General features: G+C 72.1%; 1 protein-coding gene. It reads right to left on the reverse strand.

What is annotated here, in order from left to right; all coding sequences use genetic code 11:
- Positions 1–936 (reverse strand): choice-of-anchor M domain-containing protein (locus HMPREF1137_RS01565; protein WP_007588059.1); only part of this gene is annotated, 936 nt, incomplete at its 3' end.
- Positions 937–963 lie beyond the last annotated feature (27 nt).

The raw sequence follows: 963 nt of genomic DNA on the forward strand, positions 1-963 counted from the left end.
CGCGACGACGAGGGCGCCGATCACGAGGAGCGACGCCGCGGCGACGGCGATGATCGCGAGGAAGGCCCAGTCGGGCAGCCCGCCCGACGCGACCCCCGAAGCAGAGGACGAACCGGCGGGGTCAGCGGCCCCGGAAGCAGCGGGCGCAGCCCCAGAGGAAGAAGCGGAGGAGGAAGCGGAAGCGCCATCAGCAGACGCCGCGGCGGGCGCGGCCATGGCCAGGGCCTCGGACGCGGAGGCGGCGTCACCGACAGCGAAGCGCAGGGTCGTGGAGGCGCTCACGGCCTCGCCAGCGGTGGTCGTGCCGAGGAAGGTCACGGTCGCCGTGTAGGTGCCGGGGGCGGAGAACGCCCAGTTGGCGTGCACGTGCGTGCCCGAGTCGATCCACACGTCGCCGGGCGCCGCGCCCGAGTCGGCGAGCAGGAGGGGCTTGCCGAAGGTGCCGGACTGCAGGAACAGCCACGCGCGGCCGGGGCCGGACACGGGGCCGACGCGCATGGTGAGGCCGCGGTCGATGGTGGCCGTAACGGCGGGGTCCTGCGTGTTCCAGCCGAGCCACACGACGCCCGGGTTCTGCGTCTGGGGAACGACGTACACGGGCTTGCCGGCGACGTCGGCCAGGAAGGGGTAGTCGGCGGAGTCGGGCGCGGTCATGATGGCCGCATCATTGACCCGCAAGACGGTCTGGTTGGGGTCGCGCCACACGGCGCCGGTCTCGGCGTCGTGGCGCAGTCCGGCCCTCCACTGCCCGTCGATCAGTCGGGGGCCGAGGTCGACATGCCCGACACTGATCTCGCTGGCCTCATTCGACCACTCCTCGTGCGCGGCGACGCTCTGCGCGAGGTCGGGGTCGGGACTCGGGTCAGCAAAGGAAGAGGGCGCACCCACGATGACGGCGAAGGCGCACAGAAGTGCGACAAGGGGCCAACGAACCATGCGTATTACTCGCCCGCTCTGTCCCGT

It is taken from the genome of Actinomyces sp. ICM39, assembly GCF_000282935.1.
Lineage (GTDB): Bacteria > Actinomycetota > Actinomycetes > Actinomycetales > Actinomycetaceae > Pauljensenia > Pauljensenia odontolytica_B.